Raw genomic sequence first — 16,295 nt, 5'->3', positions numbered from 1 at the left:
CCAGATTGTGCCACCGAACTGTGACAGCGGAAAGACGGTGCTCATGACCATACCCGAAAAGGCCATGGCTTCTACGCACGCCCAACGCTCCCACATACCTCTTACATGCTCTCACATGCTTCGAAGCTACTGCTGCATTTGGGGGCTGAAAGTCAGACGGCAAGGCCCGGATTGCCGGTCACACCCACAAGCCGCGGAGTGTTGGGTTTGACAGGTTGAATGACCTTTTTGGCCTTCAGATAGCTTTCCACCACCTCCCAGACCGGGGGACCGGCATTTTTGCTGGCCTCGGCCACCGGCGCCCAGCCGGCCACCTTGTAAGTCTTGCCGGCTTCGATGGGCTTGCCGCCCAGACGCATGTCCTGGATGCGTTCACCCATTTTGGCGCCGGGCTCGCAGGTGTAGGTCAAACCGCCCACACGCACCATGTCGCCGCCCTGCTGATAATACGGGTCGGGGTTGAACAGGTTGTCGCCCACGTCCTCCAGGATGGTCTTGATCATGTCGCCGCGCATGTCCGTCAGCGTGGTCCAGGGATACGTGATCGCAGTCTGGTCCATCACGTGCTCGCGCGTAATGGCCTGGCCGGGCAGCAGAGAGGTTCCCCAGCGGAATCCGGGCGAAAACGCGATCTCGGCGCCACGCACATTCATCAGGGCGTCCAGGATCAGCTGGTCAAAGCTGCCGTTGAAGTTGCCGCGGCGGTACAGCGTGCCTTCCGTCACAGCCAGTTTTTCACCCAATTTGGCGGTGTAAGGCGCCCTCACCTTGTCGATCAGCGTATTCATGGCCGCATCGGCCGGCAACAGATTGGCAAACACCGGCAGCAGCCGGTAGTTGAAACCGGCCACCTTGCCGTCCTTGACGTTGAGGTCCAGCACGCCCAAAAACTTGCCGTTGCTGCCAGCGTTGGTCACGATGGTCTGCCCGCCGGGGTTTTTGACGATGACAGGCACCGGCACGCCGTCATGGGTGTGGCCGCCCAGAATCACGTCGATCCCCGTGACACGCGAGGCCATCTTGAGGTCCACATCCATGCCGTTGTGGCTGAGCAGCACCACGGCTTGCGCTCCTTTGGCACGCGCCTCATTCACCGTTTCCTGCATCTCGCTTTCGCGGATGCCGAAAGTCCAGTTCGGCGTGAGCCAGCCAGGATTGGCGATCGGTGTGTAGGGAAAAGCCTGGCCGACGATGGCAACAGGCACGCCATTCATTTCCTTGATGACGTAGGGCTTGAACACCGGGTCGCCGAAGTCGCTGGTTTTGACGTTTTGCGCGATAAAGTCAATCTTGCCGGCAAAGTCCTGCTCGACGATTTTTTTGATGCGCTCTTCGCCATAGGTGAAGTCCCAATGGCCCGTCATCACATCCACGCCCAGCAGCCTGGCTGCATCCACCATGTCCTGGCCCTGTGTCCAGAGCGCCGTGGCGCTGCCCTGCCAGGTGTCACCGCCGTCGAGCAGTAAGGCACCCGGCCGGCCAGCCTTCAGTTGCTTTACCAGCGTTGCAAGGTGTGCAAAGCCGCCCACCTTGCCGTACTGGCGCGCGGCCCGCTCAAAGTTCAGGAAGGTCAACGCATGCGCCTCGGGCGTACCCGACTTCAGGCTGGCGGCCTTGAGCAGATGTTCGCCCACCAGGTGCGGCGCCTGCCCGCGCATCGCCCCCACACCCAGATTGACGGAGGGTTCGCGGAAATAGATCGGCAGCAGCTGGGCATGGCAATCGGTCATGTGCAGCAGATGCACATTGCCGGTGCGCGGCAGCTCGTACAGGCCCGCAGCCTGGGCGGCGCCGGCCTCACGCTGAAGGGGAAAACCGGCGGCCAGCGCAGCGGCCATGACACTTGCAAACTCTCGGCGGGACAGGTTCATGGCGTTGGTCATCCTGCCCGGTTACCCAGGCAAAGCATCAGATTGCTATCAATTCAGGAGCTGCTTGCGCTCGTCACTATTGGCCTGGCGGCACAAAACACTCAAATCACTTGTTGACAGGCGAATTCGGATCCAGCAGCAGCGCCATCACGTCACGAATCTGCTGCTCGTTCAGGATGGCGGCATGGCCGAACCTCGGCATGTCGGAACACGCGTTGTAGGCTTTGGCGTTCCACAGCTTGCCCCAGGTGTACTCCACGATGGGTTTGCTCTCGGGTGACGCCGGATTGCTTACACCGCGCAGCTTGCCGTAGTTGTAAAGGCTGGGGCCGATGGAGCCGAAAGACAGCTCGGCCTTGCTGATCTGGTGGCAGTTGTAACAGCTGCCGCCATTGGCTTCGCCGGGCTTGTCGCTCCAGGTCAGGCCGCGGCCGTTCTGCGCAATTTTTTCGCCTTCACTCCAGCTACCGAGGTACTTGCCATCGGAAGGCAGTTTCACGGTTTTGAGGTTGGCTTCTTCAATGGCTTTGGCTGCTTTTTCCTCCAGCGGCTTGCCGGCGGCTTCCGAGCAGGCCTGGTTGGAAGCGTCCAGCGTCAGGCGGTCCATCTTCGCGATGCCCTGCTCACGGAAGGAGCTTTTCAGCACCTGCTGGGTGGCTTCGTCTACCTCCTGCGCCGTAGGCGCAATGGCGCAACTGGACAGGAAAAAGGCGGTCAATGCCAGGCAGGCGGAAGACAGGGCGGCTTTGGTGTAAATCGTGTTCATCAGTTCTCTCCTGCCTGATTAGCGTTTGAGGGCCGGCGCAATGGAAGCACCGCCCTTGCTGTTGACGCCCATGAACACGCCCAGGGCGATGGTGGCGTCGGAGGCGTAGCCCGGGAAAGGGAAACGCTGCTGGCGATAACAGTCATTCAGGCGGCGCTGCATGCTCCACAGATCCCCGCTTGAGACCCGGTAGGCCGGCCAGGCGCCAAAACCGTTGCCGGCGCCGGGCTGTTTGGTGAGGTTGGGCAAATCCTGCAGGCGGACACGCTTGTTGTCTTCACCATGGCAGGATGCACAGGAAAAGTCGTAAGGTCCGCCGCGCAGGTAAAACACCTTCTTGCCGACCTCGTACATCAGCTTTTCCTTGGCGTGCGACTGCGGCACCTTGAAGGTCATGTCGCGCGATTCACCCGAGATATAGGCCACCAGCGACTCGATGGACTTCTGCTCACCCGCACCGAAAGGAGTTTTGGCGATCTCGGCGGCATTAAAACCCTGCAATTGCTCCATGCAGGTCAGCAGGCGCGACTCCATGTCCTGCACCCGCTGGGTGTCGGCAAAGAAGCGCGGCAGCTCGACGAAAGCACCTTTCACCACGCCCGGGCCCTTGCCCAGGTCGCATTTTTCAAGCGAGGCATTTTTGGGGCCGCGCGCCTGTTTCCAGAGTGCCTCGCCACGGGCTTCGTACAGCTCGGCCGGGTTGCCGTCGGCCAGCATGGCGCGGTATTCGGCAATACCTTCAGCGGTGCTCTTCTGCGCCGCAGCAGGCAATGACAAGATGGCCGTGGCGGCCAGGGCCGCCAGCCCAAACAGGCTCAACTTCATCGTGGACTCCTCAAATATCGTTGTGGGGCAGCAAAGGGGGCGCGGCGGGAAACCGTCGGGATTCAGGCAATGACGGCTTCGTCGGTACGCTTGTCGCCGTGGTTGTCGACCCAGCTGACCGCGATCTTGTCGCCAGCCTTGCCACCTTTGAAGCTGAACTGCACAAAAGGGTTCTTGGAAACGGCCGTGCCCCACTGCGCGCTCATCACGGTCTTGCCGTTCCAGGTGGCGCTGATGTTCTGGATAAACCAGGCCGGGACGGTCTTGCCGGCCGCATCCTTGCGCTGGCCGCTTTCCATTTCGTGGCTCACCAGCACGCGCACGGTGGTTTTATCGCCTTGGGCCTGTGCCCGGATTCGCATCGGTTCTGACATTTTTTTCTCCTGATTTCAAGGGTTGTGGTGGTTGTCGAAGTCGGGACGGCTTAACCGCCGCAACCGCCCAAAGTCACCTTCACTTCCTTGACCGCATAAAAGTACTTGTCACCGGCCTTGGCCAGTGCATAAACATTGGATGACTGGCCCATCTTGATGTTGGTCGAGACGTTGGCGTCGGTGCCGGCGGGAATCTCGAACACGGCAGCCAGCGCGCTGGGGTTCTTTTCGACAACGAGCGCAATTTGGGTGGTGTTGGCAATGTTGCTTTGCGCGCCGACACGCACCACATTGCCGTTCTCGGCAATTTCGGGCGCCTGCAGCAGCAGGTCCTTGCTTTCAACCGGAGCGCTGGTCGCGCCCATGGCCTTGGCGGCATCTGCCAGGGACTTGCTGTCAAAAGCGGCTTTGTTCCAGCCTGGCGCGTTTTGCGCGTGTGCCGGGTTCAGCCCGGTGGCCGCTACCAGCACCAGCGCAGTGGCGCCTGAACTGCTGGCCAGAAAATCACGACGTTCCATGGTGAACTCCTTTTTTATATAACTTGAATGTCTGAAAAACTAACAACGATTGGACACAAAAACGTCAAGCCGTGGAACGGTACTTATCCCGACCACGCTGTGAAAAAGTTAAAGCCGGCTGTCTCGACATCGTCAATTTCCATGTGCCTCATTTTGACGCGCCCTGAGCCAGCCATTGGGAAATCTGCGCCGACTCCGCCGCACTCAGTGCCTGCGGCGGCATGGGGATTGCGCCCCAGACACCCTGCCCTCCGGCCTTGATTTTGCCCGAGAGGTAAACCGTCGCGTCGGCGCGGTCTTTATATTTGTTGGCTATATCCTTGAAGGATGGCCCCACCATCTTGCTGTCCATGCCATGGCAGGCGGTGCAGGTATTTTTTTGCAGCAACGGCATGACGGACGCAACGCCGGGCGCGGCGGTTTTAACGACAGCTGGCAGCTGCACAGCAACAACCGGCGTGGAGTTTGCTATCTTTTCAGGAGCTGCTTGCGCACGTCCTGTCTGGTTTGGGGCCGTATTTGATTCAAATATTCCGGCCATGGGCGGCCGGGTGGTGTCCACACCCCGGCTGGCACCCACCAGTCGCGACTGCTCGGCCAGGTTGCCATGGGCGTTGCGTGCATAGTCTGGCAAAAAGCTTTTGACCACCACCTCGCCGGCGCAATTTTTCATGCAGGCCGAGCCCTGGACATCGGGGCGCGCCGTGCCGCCCAGCTCCTTGCCCGGCCACATCGCGTGCGACGTCGTCATGCCGTTGCGGTTGGGCAAACGGGCCTGTACCTCGCGGATATTGGCGTCCGACAAGGTGAAGTTGTCGGGCAGGATATTGCCCAGGTTCAGGATGTAGGCAGTGACGGCATAAACCTCGTCGGCCGTCAATGTTTTGGGGGCATTCCACGGCATGGCGCGGTTGATGTAGTCCCAGAGCGTCGACAGCGTGGAGACTTTCATCAATGTGGTGCGGTTCGGCTGGTTGGAGCCAGGCATCAGACCATCCACGCGGCCATTCTTGATGTCTTCAGCCGTGACGCCGCCGGCAATCGGCGTGAACACTTCGGACGACTCGGCAAAACTGCCGTGGCAGGACGCACATTGCGCCTCCCAGATCACTTCACCCTGCCGTACCGAGCCCTGCCCTTTGGGCAGGCCCTTGAAGTCGGGCCGCACGTCAATGTCCCAGGCTTTGACTTCCGCCGGTGTCGCCGTGCGGCCGATGCTGGAGAGAATCACCGGTTTATCAGCAGCCGCAGCCCATTGGGTAACACCCGCCAGCAGCAGCGAGCCCATCGCAACGCGGACGCCATGAGAAACGGACAAAGCCTTAGATCTGGACATTTTTCACCTCGCCGTTTTCTTCCAGCGACCACGACTGGATGGCGTTGTTGTGATAAATGCTGCGGGACGCTCGCACTTTGCGCAGTTCGTTGTACGTCGGCTGGATCTGGCCGGTCTCGTCAACAGCGCGGCTCTGGAAAATGGCGGGTTTGCCGTCCCACACAAAATCGGCATTAAAACGCGTCAGGCATTTGGCCAACACCGGCCCCTCCAGGCGCGCCGGCGCCCAGTTGCGCCCACCGTCCACGGAAACGTCCACACGTTTGATCTTGCCCCGGCCGCTCCAGGCCAGCCCCGTGACGTTGTGAAAGCCCTTTTGCAGCAGTACCTGCCCGCCGCTGGGCGAGGTCACCACGCTTTTGACTTCCTGGATGCTGGTGTATTGCCGGTGCAGGCCGCTGGGCTGCAGGTCGACGTAATGGATCGTCTCATCCTTGGTGCCATAAGGCATGTCGCCCACCTCGATGCGCCGCAGGTATTTGATCCAGCTCACGCCCTGCACGCCCGGCACGATAAGCCGCAACGGGTAGCCGTTTTCAGGGCGCAGCATTTCGCCGTTCTGGCCATAGGCCACCAGCACCTCACCGCTCATCACCAGGCTCATGGGGATGGTGCGGGTCATGCCTGAGCCGTCGGCCCCCTCGGCCAGAATGAATTTGGCGCGCTTGAGGTCGGCACCGCACAGCTCCAGCAGGGTGCGCAAGGGCACGCCGGTGAATTCGCTGCAGCTCAGCATGCCGTGGGTGTACTGCACCGTTGGCACCGCCGAGTTGCCCCACTCCATGCCGGTGTTGGCGCCGCATTCGATGAAGTGCATGCGGCTGACGTTCGGCAGGCGCATCAACTCATCCATGCTGAACACCATGGGGCGCTTGAGCATGGCGTCATCGGAGCCATTGACCATCAGCCGGTGTTTCGATGGGTCGATGTCCCACCAGCCCTGGTGGTGGCGTTCAAAGTGCAGGCCGCTGGGGGTGATGATGCCGAAGAGGCCCTGCAATGGGCAAAAGCTCACGCTGGCCTGGCCGATGCGCGTGAGGCCCGGGCTCTCGCGGCGCTGCAGGTTTTTTTCCCATTCGCTGGGCAGGCCGTAACCACGGGCCGCCACGGGCTGGCCCAGGCCCTTGCTGTGGGCGGGAAGGTTCAGGATATTGGCATCGCCCTCCGGAGTCGCTGCCCGGGCCTGACCCACCGCCGCCACCCCGGCTGACGCAGCTGCAAACGCGCCGGCCAGAAAACCGCGGCGCCCGGCGCGCACGTCCGCTATTTGCGCCCCTGAGAGGAAATTCTCCGGCGCGCGCTGTAAAAAACGGCTCAGCATAAAGGGCGTTCTTTCGGTTCAGGCGTCTTGGGAGGCGGATCGCGGCGACAGGCTTTCGGCCGGCGACAATCCGCCCGGCTCATCCAGCTCGATGGCGATCTGGGTGCAGACACTGCGGCACAGCGCCACGGCTTTTTCGCTTTGAACGCGGTAAATCACCTGGGTGCCTTCCTTGCGCTTGGCCAGCACACCGGTGCGGTACAGCACGGCCAGATGCTGGGAAAGATTGGGCTGGGTGGTGTCGATCTCCGCCAGCAACTCATTCACGGACTTTTCACGTTCGCACAGGGCGCTCAAGACACGCAAGCGCATCGGCGTCGCGAGCACAGCGAACAACTCGGCCGCCAGCTCAAACACACGGCCCCTCTCGACTTGCGCACTGGTCTGGATCATCTCGTTCATAGCGATTTATTCTTAATATAAGTAATTGCTGATATTAAGCCTGAAGCCGCCTCAAAAAACCCGTAAATACCCTAGGCACGCAAGGCGAACACGTAAATATGACCAACCGACCCGCCAAACGCCGAAAAGGTGTTGCCTCCATGCACTTGCGCAGGGCGGCAAAGGTGTAAAAAAGCGTTGAAAGACCCCTCATCGTGATATAAAACTTTTGTTACTTACGAGTTGTTACCCGGGACCGGTAAAACCCAATACTTATGTCTTCAAAAAAACCCTTCATCTTCAAAAGTACCGGCATCCTTCTCGCCGTCATGATGGCCGCTGCAGCGCATGCGGAAGTCGATGCACTGGTCAGTCAGGCGCGTACGCTGCTCGACCAGAGCCAGGCACAAAAAGCCTTCGATCTGCTTGAGCCCCAGGAAACCGCACGCGCAGGCGACCCCGACTTCGACACGGTGCTGGGTATCGCCGCCAACGACACAGGGCAATTCACCCGCGCCATATTCGCGCTCGAACGCGTGCTGGCGGTGCAGCCGGCCAACTCCCGTGCGCGCGCGGAGCTTGGACGGGCACTTTTTGCCGTCGGGGACAACGCCGGCTCGCGCAAGGTGTTACTGGAAGCCAAACAAGACAACATCCCGACGGAGGCCGCCGCCACCATCGACCAGTTCCTGCAAGCCATTGATCGCACGGAAGAAGCCGCCCGCTCGTCCGTCAAACCGTACCTGGAAGCCAGCGTCGGCTACGACACCAATGTCAACAGCGGCCCCGGCAATCCCAATGTCGCGGTTCCGCTTTTTGGCGGCGCAATTTTCACCCTCAATGCTTCGGGTGTTGAGACCAAAGATGCCTTCATGACCCTGGGCGGCGGGCTGTCAGCCCGTTACGTCGTCGACCCGCGCTGGTCGTTGATCGCGAACGCCAGCGGGAATTCGCGCATCAATGCCAAGTACAACGACTTCAACACCGGCCAGGTTGATGTCAACGCCGGTGCCAGCTACCGCTACGAAAAGCACGAATTCACCGGTGTCGTGCAGGCCGGCAGCTATACCGTCGCCGGATCCCGCGCGCGCGACCAGCAAGGCCTGGTCGGCGAATGGACCTACCGCATCGACGGCTTCCGCCAGTGGAGCACTTACCTGCAATGGGGCCAGTTGAGCTATCCGGGCCAATCGCTTCGTGATACGGACCGAACCGTGCTGGGTACGTCCTACGCCCATGCATTCCGCGACGGTTTGCTGGTCTTCGGGGGCATTTATGTGGGTGCCGAGAAGGAAAAAGCCAGCGGCGTTCCGCACATGGGCCACCACCTGTTCGGCATCCGGTTGGGTACACAGAAATCCATCAGGGACGACCTCGCCTTTTTTGGCAATATCAGTTATGAAGACCGCAAATACGGTGGCACCGATCCGCTGTTCCTGGTCACCCGCACCGACAGGCAGCTCAATCTGAACCTTGGCCTCAACTGGGTCCCCGCCAAACTCTGGCGCGTGACGCCGCAGTTGTCGCTGACCTCCGTCAAGTCAAACATTGCCATTTCCGACTACAACCGCAGCCTTTTCTCCGTGACCGTGCGCCGCGACTTCTAAACCTGCCGTGCCGACTGAACACGCCCCGCCAGACACCCCATGAAAACCATCCGGGAAAGCTCTCTCAAACACGCCGCGCTGTCGGTCGTGATTGCGGCGGCCTTCCCCGCGCAATCATTCGCCGCCGAATCGGCCGGCGTGGCGCAGTTCATCGCCGGCGACGTCAACGTGCTGCGTGCGAACGGCAAAACCGAGGCGCTGACCAAGGGCAAACCGCTGGAAAGCGGCGAATCCATACTGACGAGCACCGCGGGTCGCGCCCAGGTCCGGTTTTCGGATGGCGGCCTGGTGTCACTGCAGCCCAATACCGAGTTCAAAATCGCCAATTATGTCAACGAGGCTGACCCCAAGCAGGACCGTTTCCTGGTCGACCTGTTGCGCGGCAGCATGCGGGCCATCACCGGCCTGATCGGCAAGCGCAACCGCGAGAACTACAAGGTCACTACCACCACGGCCACCATAGGTATACGCGGTTCCGGCTTCAGCGTGGGCTACAACCCGGACGGATCACTGGGCATCACGACGGAACTGGACGCCATTGAGGTCTGCAACGCCGGTGGCTGCGTCGGCCTGACGGCCGGCGAGTCGGTGCGAGTCATTAACAGCTCCGAGGCGCCAGTTCGCACCAATACACGGGCCAACGTGCCGACGCCGCCGCCCGTCCAGGAGGTGGTCGTTGCGGGGAACCAGACCACGTCCGATGGCAAGCCCGCCATTGTCCCCACCACACCCGTCAAACAGGTGTTCACCGACCTGGCCGCCGCGATTGCGTTCACCGACAGCGCGGCCAACCCGGTGGTCGAAAGCTACTACCCCGAGGCCGGCACCGCTGTGCTGACCAGCTTCCTCAGCGGCAAACCCATCGATGTCGACAGCCTCGACAGCCGCAACGTCCTGACCCAGTTCCGCAGCACGCCCGGCCTCACCACGATGGAAAAGGGCGCGCTGGGTGCGCCGTCCGATCCCGACTTCGTCGGTTGGGGCAGCTGGGTGACGGGACAAAAGTTCGTGGGAGGCTCGCCCAGCGCGATTGAATCCGTTCACTTTGTGATGGGCCGGCCGACGCCGACGGCTCAGATGCCGGCCGACAACATGCAGGGCACCTACCAGTTCGCCGGCGGCACCGCCTTCTCCAGCCTGCTGGGTGCGGGTCAGCTTGTAAGCGGTTCGCTGGTCGCCAATTTCGGCGCCTACAGCCCAGGCCAGGGCTATGGCAACCTGGACCTCACCACGCGCTTCGGCGGCAATGACTATGGCGCCAGCAGCAGCATCGACATCAACAACGCCAAAATCACTAACTCCTCGGGCGCGAATGTCACCGGCTTCTTCACCGGCAACAATGCCAGCCGTGCCGCACTGGTCTACAGCGCCTCATCGGTTACCGGCGCGGGCCCCAGCGCGGGCCAGGTTTCCGGTGCGGCCGTTTTCCAGCAGACCAGCCTGGTCGTAAGACCCCCCCTTTAAACGGGCCGTCCCCAGCCCCACAGCAGCCCAGTGCGTACCCCTTAAAAAATACCGGAGAACCCACCATGACCCCGCAGTTCAAACTAAAGCACACCGCCCTGGCCATGGCGCTGGCCGCCATTTACCCACTGCAGACCCTGGCAGCGCCTTCCGCGGGCGTGGCCCAGTTCACCACCGGCGAAGTCAGTTTGCGGCGCACGGACGGCAAGACCGACGCGCTGGTCAAAGGCAAGGATATCGAAAGCGGCCAGGCCATCATTACCGGCCTCGATGGCCGCGCCCAGGTGAAGTTCTCCGATGGCGGTGTCGTTTCGCTGCAGCCGGGAACAGAGTTCAAGGTCGCCAACTATGTAGACAAGGCCGACCCGAAGGAAGACCGCTTTCTGGTCGACCTGCTGCGCGGCAGCATGCGGGCCATCACCGGATTGATCGGCAAACGCAACCGTGAAAACTACCGTGTCACCACCACGACGGCCACCATTGGTATCCGCGGCTCTGGCTTCAATGCTGGGTACAACCCGGACGGCTCGCTGAGCGTGACAACCGAGCTGGATGCGATTGAGGTCTGCAATGCGGGGGGATGTGTCGGGCTGACGGCAGGTGAGTCTGTCCGGGTGGTCAACAACACAGACACGCCGAAACGAACGAATGTACGCCCGCCCATACCCACACCCGAACCTCCAATAGAGCCCATCATCATCAATAAAGCGGTTGTGACCGATGTCAAGCCAGTCAACACAGGCACGTTCACAAATTTCAAGTCAACCGCAACCTACCACTCGCAGGGCAATTTCGGACCTTCCACCATTTCGCCTGTTGCCACGGGCACTTCCGCAACCATTGACACCGGCAAACTGACCGCGCTCAGCGCCAATGGCAAGGATTTCACCCCCACCATCAACGCCTTTGCAGGCTCGGCGGGCTCTACCGACGCGGGCGACTTTATCGGTTGGGGTTCGTGGACCACGGGCACACGCAACCCAGGCGGCACGAACATCAATGATCTCCACTACATCATCGGCCAGCCTACCCTGGTGATGCCCACAACGGGCACCCTCAGCTACAACCTGATCGGCCAGACGCCAGTCACGGGCTACGACACCTCCGTACAGGCGGCAGTGGCCTCCGGAACCCTGACATCCGCAACGTTCAGCGTCAACTTCGGCACGGCCAAGCTGAGCATGGGCGTGGTCACGACACTTGGCGGTTTTGCGGCATCCAATATCAGTGTTGCAGGCGGGCAGTTCAGCTACTCCAACGGTGGACCGGTTTTCACCGTGGACGGTTTCTTCACCGGGGTGAATGCAAGCCGTGCCGGCATGGTTTACACCGGCACCAACGGAAACATTCGCTATTCAGGCGCAGCAGCATTTGCCGCGCCCTGATGGGGGCGGCCGGTCACCGTTCACTTGAGATAGAACGCCAGGTCGCGCTCCGTTGCGTCGGGGCCGTGCACCTGGCTGGCCCGCTCTTGCGCTGCCATGCCCAGCTGAAGCCTTAAATCCACCGAATCATTGAGCGACATCAGGGCATCGAATGCCTGCTCCTGCGAGCGGATCAAAAAACCCGAGATGCCCTGCTCGATCACTTCGGCGTAGCCGCCGTTCACGTGGGCCACTACCGGCAAACCGGCACCCATGGCCTCCAGCACCACCCGTCCATACGCCTCGAAAAAGTTTCCGGTGCGGTAGAACATCGCATCCAGTGAACGGTAAAAATCCGGCACAGACTCCGCACCCGCAGGCAGCAACTCAATGCCCTCGGTTCCGGCCAAACCCGGCGCCAGGCAGGTTCCGCCCATGACGCGAACCCGTATGCCGCGGCTGGCCAGCATGCGGTAAAGCGAAAGGTCCTGCGGGTTGTGCTTTTCCAGCAGATCACGGCTGGCACGCCCAACCGTGAAAGGCCGCGGTTGGGCTCCACCATGCGGCCATCGGGCAAAACGTTCAACGGCAACCGCTGAAAAGGGCGTGAGGTCGAGCAGGCTGGGAATGACGCGCCCGGTCAATGCCGCAGTGCGGCGCAGCCAGTCGGACACAAAAACAATCTCAGGGTCGAGGCCGGTGTATTCCCGCACGCCTTCGACAATGGCAAACAGCTGCCCCTGGTGTGAAATGTTGTGGAAAAGAATGATTCGTTGAAACCGCGTGTATTTCAGCCAGATTCCCGGCTGCAGATGCACGCCGCCTATCAGCAGCGTACCCTCCCTGGGAAACTGGTGCGCAAAGGGCTGCACGGCGGTAATGCCCTCGGGCGCGTACGCCGGGTGCACCGGCACATCGGACCACAGCTTGACCGCGCGCCTGCCGGCCAGAAGCCGCGCGAGGTCCAGCAGTTCCCGCTCCGCGCCCGTGTACAACTCGCCGAACCGGCCTAGCAGGTGCAGCGCGCCGAGGTCGGTGAAAGTGAGGCCTTGGGTCATTAGCCGCGATTATCTCCGCGCCCGCCTGAGTCCCCGAACCCACCGTGCCACATAATTCCTGCATGCACGACGGCGACACAGTTGCGATGGATAAAAACCCCCGCCCCTCTAACCGTGAGGCAGATCACGAGGCCTGGATGTCGCAAGGCAGCCAGCTGGACAGCACCGGCCAGCCCGAACTGGCGCTCGCGGCTTTTGAAAAGGCGCACGCCCTCTCGCCGACGGACGTCAATTCGGCATCTGCCTGCGCCACCCTGCTTAGCGTGCTGGATCGCCCGCAGGCCGCCTACCGAACGCTGCTGGGCGTTGAAGCATCACTGCTGCAGGACGCCGACGGCGCAGCCAACCTGGCGATTGCAGCAGAGGGTTGCGGTGACCTTGAAAAGGCCCAGGCGGCCTACGCACGGGCCCTGGAACTCAACCCCGACCACCTGCGTTCCCTGAACAACGTCGCCATCCTGGCGGCTGGCTCATCGCAGTGGGACCTGGCCATTCACTTGGCCCGCAAGTGCCTTGATCTTCAGCCCGGCCACCCGCCTTACCACGCCAACCTCGCCGAATACCTCTCAGGCGCGCGGCGCTACGCCGAGGCCGTGGAAGCCACCAGGCTTGCCCTGGCGCAATTTCCTGAACATGCCGAGCTGAGACTTCGGCACCTCGCGCTTCTGGCTTTCACCGGTGAGCTCGAAAAAGCCGACGCTGCCCTGAAAGACCTCGATGGCAACACCCGCAACCTGCTGGGTGAGTTCCTGCTGAAACTGGAAACCGCCGAAGGTGCTGCGCTGGAGGGCACCATCCAGGGCAAGGCCATCGACCACGTGGCGGACGACGCGCTGCAAATCCACACCCGGCAAGCCTTCCGCAATATGGCCATCGGCGATTGGCGGCATCACCACAAGCTCACGGATATCCTGCAGAAGGCCCTGGCTGAATCCCTTGCCACCCAAAAACCCCGCGACTGGGGCGATGCGCCTTTCCACGGACTGGTACTCGCCATGGATGAAGACGCGCTGCAGCAGATGCGCCGGCAAACTCTCGACGCAGTGAAAAGCCGGCTCAAACCCTGCCCGCCGTTCAAGCGCGATTCGCGCACACGCCGCCTCCAGAGCGACAGCCGCATCCACGTCGGCCTCGCCGTGCAAAGCCTGGCCGACACCCGGCAGATGCGGGCACTTGAGCAGCAACTCGCGCTGCACGACAGTGGCCGCTTTGCCATCCAAGTCTATGCCTTCACGGGGCGCCCGCAGCCGGAGCACCTTGAGGTTTTGCGCCGCCATGCGGCCAGTGTGAATGAACTGGGGCACATGACTGACCTCGAAGCGGTGGGGCGCATCCGCCTGGACAGGCTTGATATTTACATTGAACAGGCCCTGAACCCGGCCTGGACGCGGCAGGAAATCGCCTTGATGCGAGTCGCGCCCGTGCAGCTGCGCGAGCCTGGCCTTTACAGGCATCACGTACCCGGCGCATGGGACTACACCGTGTCCGATCACTTCATCCACCCGCAGGTGGAGGAGCAAGCCGGCCCCATCGGCCGCCTTCCGCAAACTTGCTGGCCGGGAAGCTTTGGCATGGATGCCGAGCCCACGACCCCTTCCCGCGAAAAAGCCGGGTTGCCCGCGGACGCCCTGGTGCTGTGTTCATGCCTGTTGCCGCCCCTGCTGGATGCAGCCACCTTCGCCAGCTGGATGAAAGTGTTGCGGTCGCTGCCCGACGCCGTACTGTGGCTGCCTTTTTGCAGCCGGGCCGCCGCCAACCTCGTGCGCGAAGCACAGGCTGCGGGCGTGGGTGTACAGCGGCTGATCTTTTCAGCCCTTGCCGCCTGGCCCGAGATACCCGCCCACCTGGGCTGTGCCGACCTGTTCCTGGACACGTTGCGCCTCAATGCCTCGCCCGGACTGGAAGAGGCGCTGCGCCAGGGCGTTCCCGCGCTCACCTGCCCCGGCAGCAGCATGGCCGCGCGCATGGGTGCAAGCATTCTGCAGGCTGCCGGCCTGCCTGAATGCATTCTGGAAAGCCCGCAGGCTTATGTTGCGGAGGCTGTGCGGCTAGGCCGCAATCCTGAGGCGTTGCAGGAGCTGAAAACCAGGCTGCACACAGCGCGGAACAAAACACCGCCCCCTCCCCTGTTTGATGCGGCTGCGCGTGTCAAGGACCGGGAAGCCGCCTGGGCCCACATGGCGGAACGCTCGCGCGCAGGCTCGCCGCCGGTGGCGTTCGACGCGAGCGCCGCACAGGCCGTCGACACCTGATTATTTGCTATCAATACAATAGCTGCCTGCGCACACCCCTATTGGCCTGCAGGCGTTTTTTCTTCTGAATTTGCGGCTTGACCCGCCAAACTGCGGCCCTACCTACTGCGTGATAGCGCAGACTTCGCCGGTCGGCGGCAAACCAAGCTGGCTCTTGGCAGCGGCGACATTGGCCATCTGTCCTGACGTCACACCATTCTTGACGGCCGTCAGCTCCGCCAGGATGGAAATCGCAATCTCGGACGGCGTCTTGCTGCCGATGTAAAGGCCGATCGGGCCGTGCAGCTTGCCTAGCTCTTCGGCCGTCATGTCGAAGTGCTCGGCCAGCCTTTCACGGCGGCGCTGGTTGTTCAGCCGTGAGCCGATGGCGCCTACATAAAACGCCTCAGAGCGCAAAGCCTCCATCAGCGCCAGGTCGTCCAGCTTGGGGTCATGCGTCAACGCAATCACCGCGCAGCGGGCGTCCAGCTTCATGGCCTGCACCACGTCGTCGGGCATGCCGGTGGCCAGCTCCACGCCTTCTACCTGCCAGCTGTCACGGTATTCCTCGCGCGGGTCGCACACCGTCACGGCGTAGTCCATGCCCTGCGCAATCTGCGCCACAAAGCGCGACAGTTGCCCGGCGCCGATGATCAGCAGTCGCCAGCGCGGGCCGTGCAAGGTCACCAGCGCGGCTTCAGACACCTGCATGCCCTGGCTGGGCTGGGCCGCGCTGAGTGTGACGGCGCCCGTGTGCAAATCAAGGCGGCGCGCCACCAGCTCACCGGCCTGCAGACGCTGCAGCAATTCATCGATGCGGCTTGCTTTTGACAACGGTTCTATGGCCAGCTCAATGGTGCCGCCGCAAGGCAGGCCAAAGCGGCGCGCCTCGTCGGCTGAAACGCCATAAGTGACGATGGCCGGTTGCGTCTGGCTGAGGCCCTCGCGGCGGGCCCGGTCGATCATGTCGTCTTCAATGCAGCCGCCCGACACCGAACCCACCACCCGGCCGTCTTCACAGATGGCCAGCATGGAGCCTTCAGGCCGCGGGCTGGAGCCCCAGGTTTTAAGCACAGTCACCAGTTCGCAGCGCAGGCCTGCGGCCAGCCACTGCGATGAGGTCTTCAGAACTTCGAGGTCAATGTTATCCATGCGTCAAATGCTAGCAGCCCGCAGTTT

General features: G+C 61.9%; 14 protein-coding genes. 4 read left to right on the top strand and 10 right to left on the bottom strand.

Annotated features, from left to right (window positions below):
• Nucleotides 1-152: 152 nt before the first annotated feature.
• The 8 genes from soxB to AC1DZE_RS08995 all read right to left on the bottom strand — a co-directional run bounded on the left by soxB (nucleotide 153) and on the right by AC1DZE_RS08995 (nucleotide 7,413).
• On the bottom strand, nucleotides 153-1,871 hold the full coding sequence (soxB, locus tag AC1DZE_RS09030; protein WP_477669343.1) for a thiosulfohydrolase SoxB: 1,719 nt from the start codon (nucleotides 1,869-1,871) through the stop codon (nucleotides 153-155).
• Nucleotides 1,872-1,977: 106 nt separating this feature from the next.
• A complete protein-coding gene (gene soxX, locus AC1DZE_RS09025) occupies nucleotides 1,978-2,637 on the bottom strand; it encodes a sulfur oxidation c-type cytochrome SoxX (RefSeq protein WP_477669342.1) in 660 nt (219 codons plus the stop codon).
• 18 nt (nucleotides 2,638-2,655) lie between these two features.
• Nucleotides 2,656-3,462, bottom strand: a complete 807-nt coding sequence (gene soxA / locus AC1DZE_RS09020; protein ID WP_477669341.1) for a sulfur oxidation c-type cytochrome SoxA — start codon at nucleotides 3,460-3,462, stop codon at nucleotides 2,656-2,658.
• Nucleotides 3,463-3,524: 62 nt separating this feature from the next.
• On the bottom strand, nucleotides 3,525-3,836 hold the full coding sequence (gene soxZ / locus AC1DZE_RS09015) for a thiosulfate oxidation carrier complex protein SoxZ (protein WP_457280652.1): 312 nt from the start codon (nucleotides 3,834-3,836) through the stop codon (nucleotides 3,525-3,527).
• Nucleotides 3,837-3,886: 50 nt separating this feature from the next.
• A complete protein-coding gene (gene soxY, locus AC1DZE_RS09010) occupies nucleotides 3,887-4,354 on the bottom strand; it encodes a thiosulfate oxidation carrier protein SoxY (RefSeq protein WP_477669340.1) in 468 nt (155 codons plus the stop codon).
• A 148-nt stretch (nucleotides 4,355-4,502) separates the two neighbouring features.
• Nucleotides 4,503-5,690 (bottom strand): c-type cytochrome, encoded by a 1,188-nt coding sequence (locus AC1DZE_RS09005; protein WP_477669339.1) that lies wholly within the window; start codon nucleotides 5,688-5,690, stop codon nucleotides 4,503-4,505.
• Nucleotides 5,677-7,011 carry a sulfite dehydrogenase gene (gene soxC / locus AC1DZE_RS09000; protein ID WP_477669338.1) on the bottom strand — a complete coding sequence of 445 codons (1,335 nt, stop codon included), beginning with the start codon at nucleotides 7,009-7,011 and terminating at the stop codon, nucleotides 5,677-5,679. Before soxC ends, AC1DZE_RS09005 begins: the two co-directional genes overlap by 14 nt.
• Before the next feature lie 18 nt (nucleotides 7,012-7,029).
• Entirely contained in the window at nucleotides 7,030-7,413 is a 384-nt protein-coding gene (locus tag AC1DZE_RS08995; RefSeq protein WP_477669337.1) for an ArsR/SmtB family transcription factor, read from the bottom strand.
• A gap of 254 nt (nucleotides 7,414-7,667) precedes the next feature.
• On the opposite strand from AC1DZE_RS08995, the gene AC1DZE_RS08990 reads away from it, so the two are divergent.
• The 3 genes from AC1DZE_RS08990 (at nucleotide 7,668) to AC1DZE_RS08980 (ending at nucleotide 11,848) form a co-directional block, all read left to right on the top strand.
• Nucleotides 7,668-8,999 carry a surface lipoprotein assembly modifier gene (locus AC1DZE_RS08990; RefSeq protein WP_477699961.1) on the top strand — a complete coding sequence of 444 codons (1,332 nt, stop codon included), beginning with the start codon at nucleotides 7,668-7,670 and terminating at the stop codon, nucleotides 8,997-8,999.
• 39 nt (nucleotides 9,000-9,038) lie between these two features.
• Nucleotides 9,039-10,463, top strand: coding sequence for a FecR family protein (locus AC1DZE_RS08985; protein ID WP_477674423.1), 1,425 nt, complete (start codon nucleotides 9,039-9,041; stop codon nucleotides 10,461-10,463).
• A 65-nt stretch (nucleotides 10,464-10,528) separates the two neighbouring features.
• On the top strand, nucleotides 10,529-11,848 hold the full coding sequence (locus tag AC1DZE_RS08980) for a FecR family protein (RefSeq protein WP_477669334.1): 1,320 nt from the start codon (nucleotides 10,529-10,531) through the stop codon (nucleotides 11,846-11,848).
• Nucleotides 11,849-11,868: 20 nt separating this feature from the next.
• Here AC1DZE_RS08980 and AC1DZE_RS08975 read toward each other — a convergent pair whose 3' ends face one another.
• Nucleotides 11,869-12,885: a glycosyltransferase gene (locus AC1DZE_RS08975; RefSeq protein ID WP_477669333.1), complete on the bottom strand. Its 1,017-nt coding sequence runs from the start codon at nucleotides 12,883-12,885 to the stop codon at nucleotides 11,869-11,871.
• Nucleotides 12,886-12,971: 86 nt separating this feature from the next.
• Between AC1DZE_RS08975 and AC1DZE_RS08970 the strand changes: the two genes are divergently transcribed.
• On the top strand, nucleotides 12,972-15,137 hold the full coding sequence (locus tag AC1DZE_RS08970) for an O-linked N-acetylglucosamine transferase family protein (RefSeq protein ID WP_477699960.1): 2,166 nt from the start codon (nucleotides 12,972-12,974) through the stop codon (nucleotides 15,135-15,137).
• A 102-nt stretch (nucleotides 15,138-15,239) separates the two neighbouring features.
• On the opposite strand, the gene AC1DZE_RS08965 is transcribed toward AC1DZE_RS08970, so the two are convergent.
• Complete coding sequence (locus AC1DZE_RS08965; RefSeq protein ID WP_477669331.1) at nucleotides 15,240-16,268, bottom strand: XdhC family protein; 1,029 nt, start codon at nucleotides 16,266-16,268, stop codon at nucleotides 15,240-15,242.
• Nucleotides 16,269-16,295: the final 27 nt, after the last annotated feature.

The sequence above is a fragment of the Polaromonas sp. P1_F1 genome (assembly GCF_056405795.1).
The sequence above is the reverse complement of the archived record's forward strand: the minus strand, read 5'-3'. Positions and strand labels throughout refer to the sequence as shown.